A 5,302-nucleotide genomic window follows, 5' to 3' on the forward strand; every position below is an offset into this window, starting at 1 on the left:
TTTGAGTGGCACAGTTACATCGGTATAGGTGGCACAACATGAGTCAGCCTATCCAGACAGAGAGTATACTTCATTAAATGAAGAGGATTATAGAAATTACAATATTGTAGTTGGGACTCTAAAAAAAATAGAAGAAAGCGATTTAAAATTAAGAAATGCTTGTAATAAAATTATTCATGCGGATTCTTTGCATATTGATTTTCCAATTCAGGATACCCATCCTTTAGATAATGGGAAAAATGGTTATGGAGATAATGAATTGTCAAGCTTTAGGAATCCAATGATCATTACAAAAGGGGAATATCAAGGTAATGAATGGACAGCTGAAATTTCAGTTATTAAGTTTATTGATGGAATAATCAACTTTCCTATTTAGACTGATTTTATTTTTACCTGTAAATAACAATAATCTAAATTTAAATATATGAATGATGATCAAGAATATTGGGAATTTGATACAAATTGTGATTGTGGTTTTATAAATACACATAAGCATTGCAAAAAAAACTAAAAAACAGAGACAAGTTTTTGAGGATATAAAAGAGATTAACAGACAACATTCTTTTTATTGTAAGAGATGTAAGAAAGATACCCATCAGGTTTTAATTGCTTTTTAAATCAAAATGAATGGTAAATTTTTAATCCTCAAAAACCCTATTAACATCTACAAAATTCAAAACAGAATAATCATCACTCTCAAAAACCAAATCACCTGAATATATCACGTATCCTTTGCTTGCTTTGGGACTTAGCTTTTGGAAATATGACACTCCTTTCACAAAGTTTTTATTGAAAGTCATGGCTGATTTGATTTCGATGGGGATTAATTGTCTTCCTGCTTGATGAATTACATCAACTTCTGTATGATTGCTATCTCTGTAAAAATACAAGTTTGGCTCTTCACCTTTATTTAGTTGATGTTTAAGTAATTCAATTATAACTAGATTTTCAAATATTTGACCAAATAATGGATCTCTAGAAATTTGACTTTCAGTGTTTATCCCCAACAAATATCTTAGTAAGCCAACATCAGTGCTGTATATTGATTAAAATACGAGTCAATATTATGTAATATTGATATTCAACTTCAAAAATACATAATTTATTTGAACTTGAAATATGTATAGTTTTATCTAAAACCAAATAGTTAGCATTCAATAAGAAATAGCATATTGAATTTCCCTGTTTGCCCCGACCCCAAGGGGAGACAGGGAAAAGTTTCTGCAAATTATTAGAGATTAGTGAGCCCAAATAAAACAATTCGTGAAAATTAGCCTAATCAGCTAAATTCGTGGACCTCTTATTTTTCAGCAATATCATAAACCATCAAAGAATGATCATGACGAACATAAAGCTTCTTGTCATAAATCACCAGATGGGCCCAATGCCATTTTTCTCCATAAGGAACATCGAAGGTAGAAACCAAACTATAATCGTTGCTCTTTGGGTCTACAATACCCACTGTTCCCGCTTCGCTATAACAATAGAGGAGGCCATCGGCGTAAATGATGTTTCCATTTTTAAACATCCTGCTTTTATATAACTCTTCACCAGTTTCCCAGTCGAGGCAGTGCCAGGATTTTTTATCTCCGGAGCCGTAAATTCTCCCGTCAACTAAAACTACTCCACCCATTCTATCATCGAGGGTAGTATTTCTCCACAGCTCAGTTACCGATTTACCATCCTCCGAAATTTGAAGCTGAACGCCTCCTTTTCCATAGCCACTTACGATATAAACTTTTCCATCTTGATAGGTAGGTGCATTGGCCTGAACAGAATATTTATTGGGATGTTCGAAGGTCCATAAAACCTCACCAGAATTCGCATCTAAACCTAATATCGATTCAGCTGTTTGAGTAATGAGTAAACGAGTGGCTCCACGGTCGATTACTATAGGCGAACAATAGGCAGAAATCTCACTATTTCCCTTTGAACTCCAAATCAATTCACCCGTATCTTTATGAAGAGCTAGAATATTATCCTTTACTCCACCTGGAGTTACAAATAGCTTTTCTCCATCTATCAATAGGTTTTCTGTAACGCCCCACTTAATATTTATGCCATCATAATCATTGAATAAATCCGTATCCCAAACTATTTCACCATCCTCAGTATTCATACAGGCTAAATAACCATAGGAGCTCATGATATATAGTTTATCACCATGAATAAGAGGAGTAGAACGGGTTCCCTCGAAGTTATCCATCCACTCTTTCCCAATAGATGCTTGCCATATTTTTTCCCCTGAATGGTTTAAGGCTACCACAAATCCATTTCCATCCTCATCAGTTCCAGAAGTAAAAACTCTATCACTAGTCACCGCTGCCGAACCATGTCCCAAGCCTAAATCATCATAATGCCATAGCATTTCTGGACCCGTTTCTGGCCAAATCTTCATTAATCCCTTGTCTGGATATTTTCCATCTCTATTGGGACCACGCCATTGTGCTACTTCTTGAGCTATCAAACCACCTATCAAAAGGCTTAATGTAAATACAAAAATCACTCTCTTCATCTTCTCTCCTATTTGTTCGTTGTCAATTGTTTACAATAATAGTGATTTTTTTGAGAATTGAAAGGGAGGAAGTTAGAAGCAGGAAGTCCGAAGTTTGAAGCATGAGGTGGGAAGACCGGGGAAAGCTGAAATTTAGGGACTGAAACTGGCAGAAAGATATTGGAAGACGGATGATCGATGTGGGAGTATGAATATTAAATAATGTCACAAAACTCAGAGGTATAAATCCCAAAAGAGAAACCATATATTTATGATTTCTCTTTACGGGGAATAAACAAAAAAATAACTCAGAATACTATTCTAAAAGGCTCTTAGAAACCTTCTTGAATAGGAAATATTGTCAAATTAAAAAGCTTTAAATAAGGATAAACATAATGTTGTCCCTTGAGAGCGATCTATAGCGCCAAATTCATAAAGGCCTCTTAATTCGAGATTCAATTTTATTTTAGGAATGAAACATTGTACTTCTGGGCCTACACTAAAAATCTGATCCTTAACCGTTGGGTCCCAAACCACATCGTCTCCTTTGTCTTCAGTAAGCTGCCAATGGGCATAACCCGAAGCTCCAACGGTCCAGATAACTTTTTTCATAATCGTTTTACCAATTCCCCACTCAAAAGTAAAATCATTTCCCGCTGTGATATCATAATCTTTCTTTTTACTATGCATTTCATAGCGAGATAAAAGAGAGGCTGTCCATGTTCTATTGGCATCGAAATAATAAGTTCCACCGAATGTCAGCATTCCAGTCCAAAAGCCTTTGCCTGGAGCAGCGGGTTTAGTAGGGTCATATTCTGTAACTGGCACTACTGCACCTACACCAAAAGCGATATCAAACTTGGGTTTATTCCATAACAATACCATAGGGTCGAGGATAATATCACCCACACCAAACTGTGTAGCATCCACACCAAAGGCAGCAATACTGATATCAGTATTTACTAAAGGTACAATAACATTAACGGCGTAATTAGCACCCCAAAGCACATCTTCCCAAACATGTACAAAACGATGTGCATTAACAAATACATTTACATCGAAACCTATATCAGCTTTATCTCCATTTCCATCATAAGTTGCATTTGCAGTATAAAAAACATTATGCATAATGTAATAATTTCCTGGAGGAGGCAAGGTTGCCGCTTTAATCCCCATAATACCTGGCACATAATGACCTGTTTCTTGAGCATATACTTTTGTTGTAGCTGTACCGATGAACATTAAACAGATCAGTATCAATTGTAGTCTTCTTTTCATAATAATTCCCTTTTTTTATTTTGATTTATAATTCGATTCATTTTAAATACCTAGAATGTCAGGTTATTATAGATACTTGTTAAGAGCTGAAGGATAACTAAAGCTAAACAAATCATCACAACAATAATAACAACAATACTTCCTAAGCTATTACTCCTACTAACTTCTGTATTCATTTTCATACATTTTTATGCTTTTGCATACTTCCTTTCCATTTTCCCATGACCAAACCTCGCAAATGAGAAAAATGATCGGTTACTGGACCTAATGGACATAAATAAGTACACCATGGTCTTTTGATAAACATAGAAGCAACTAATATGATTCCCAATATTGCAAACTGAAAATTGCTTCCAGTGAGTTTAAATAATGTTCCAAATATTTCATAACTCGTCACCCCTGGATTTCTCAATAGCAAAGCCATAATAATTGCAAATAGTGTGATGATTCTTAAGCTCCACTTGAATATATTCTTGAATTTCCCTACCGATCGATGTTTGGCACCTCCAACCAATCCCATACATTCTTGTGCCGCTCCAAACGGACAGAACCACTGACAATAAGGATTTTTATTATCCACAGTAAACACAAAGAATACTCCAAAAAGCAGCATATACCAATACAAATGTGAGTGTAGCGGAGGAAAGTAGCCCAGAAGCAATTGGTTGATCATAGAAAGTGTGAAGGGTTTATTATAGAAGAATCCGAGGACAAACAAGCCCACGAGCATAGTCCCCCAACGCGCTATCTTTTTGTATTTGAAGGTTTTTTTGTGAGCAAAATAGCCTATTGCAAACAGTAAGATGAGTACCATTTCAGCACCACCAAACTGTAGACTAGGGCTTTCTTTTTCTGGAACATCAAAACCCAAAACCTTGGCGGAAACAAACCTATCACCCATTTTTGAAGCTTCCAAAATGGCATTTGAAGAATAAGTAGCACTGGAAATACCATCTATATCAACTCCTATTGTATAGGTATCGGTGAATGATTTACCAATAATATCATCCAGAAAATCGGTATCTAAAACTTTTTCTAAATAGGATGGGGTTTCTTTGGAGCTTACCACAGCCAAATCAAATATTTTCCCATCTTGATCAACTGCTACGGCCATTTGTAATGGACCACCATAACCCATTGCCGATTCTACACTGAGATAGCCCAACACCATATCTTCAGCATTATATATTTTATAAGTTGAGGATTCAAGCTCTTCAAATTTGGCAATATCTGGCATCTTTTCTTTAATCGTAGATAAGATATCAGCATTCTCAACTAAGCCACCAGCTATCCATGCTGCTATAATGAATAGCATAGCAATAAGGGTCAGCCAAGCTTCTCTTTTCTTTTTTACTTTTTGGTGATTATACATGATAGGGTCATTGAATATCAAATATTCATGTTAAAAATGTCTCTAATAAGAGAGCATTGTGATTTAAAATAGAAGAGGAAAATCCGAATTCGAAGTATTACTATACTGAAGTTTCGCACCGTTATATACTGAGCATTTTAGAGAAAAAATGCAGCATG

The 5,302-nt window shown here is 35.5% G+C and carries 6 protein-coding genes; 1 reads left to right on the forward strand and 5 read right to left on the reverse strand.

Annotated features, from left to right (window positions below):
* Positions 1-28: 28 nt before the first annotated feature.
* The gene (locus tag HNS38_RS19610) at positions 29-376 is read left to right on the forward strand and encodes a hypothetical protein (RefSeq protein WP_172346953.1); all 348 of its coding nucleotides are present in this window, start codon (positions 29-31) and stop codon (positions 374-376) included.
* Positions 377-638: 262 nt separating this feature from the next.
* Here the strand turns inward: HNS38_RS19610 and HNS38_RS19615 are convergent, their stop codons facing one another.
* From HNS38_RS19615 to HNS38_RS19630, 5 genes are all read right to left on the reverse strand, one after another.
* Positions 639-1,043 (reverse strand): DUF4143 domain-containing protein, encoded by a 405-nt coding sequence (locus HNS38_RS19615; RefSeq protein ID WP_371823826.1) that lies wholly within the window; start codon positions 1,041-1,043, stop codon positions 639-641.
* A gap of 257 nt (positions 1,044-1,300) precedes the next feature.
* Entirely contained in the window at positions 1,301-2,515 is a 1,215-nt protein-coding gene (locus tag HNS38_RS19620; protein WP_172283851.1) for a PQQ-binding-like beta-propeller repeat protein, read from the reverse strand.
* A gap of 345 nt (positions 2,516-2,860) precedes the next feature.
* Positions 2,861-3,772 (reverse strand): transporter, encoded by a 912-nt coding sequence (locus tag HNS38_RS19625; RefSeq protein ID WP_172346955.1) that lies wholly within the window; start codon positions 3,770-3,772, stop codon positions 2,861-2,863.
* 50 nt (positions 3,773-3,822) lie between these two features.
* A complete protein-coding gene (locus HNS38_RS20855) occupies positions 3,823-3,948 on the reverse strand; it encodes a hypothetical protein (protein ID WP_256367559.1) in 126 nt (41 codons plus the stop codon).
* A gap of 2 nt (positions 3,949-3,950) precedes the next feature.
* Positions 3,951-5,144, reverse strand: a complete 1,194-nt coding sequence (locus HNS38_RS19630; RefSeq protein WP_172283856.1) for an FMN-binding protein — start codon at positions 5,142-5,144, stop codon at positions 3,951-3,953.
* Between the last annotated feature and the right edge of the window lie 158 nt (positions 5,145-5,302).

This window comes from Lentimicrobium sp. L6 (assembly GCF_013166655.1).
In the GTDB taxonomy this organism is placed as follows: Bacteria; Bacteroidota; Bacteroidia; order Bacteroidales; family UBA12170; genus UBA12170.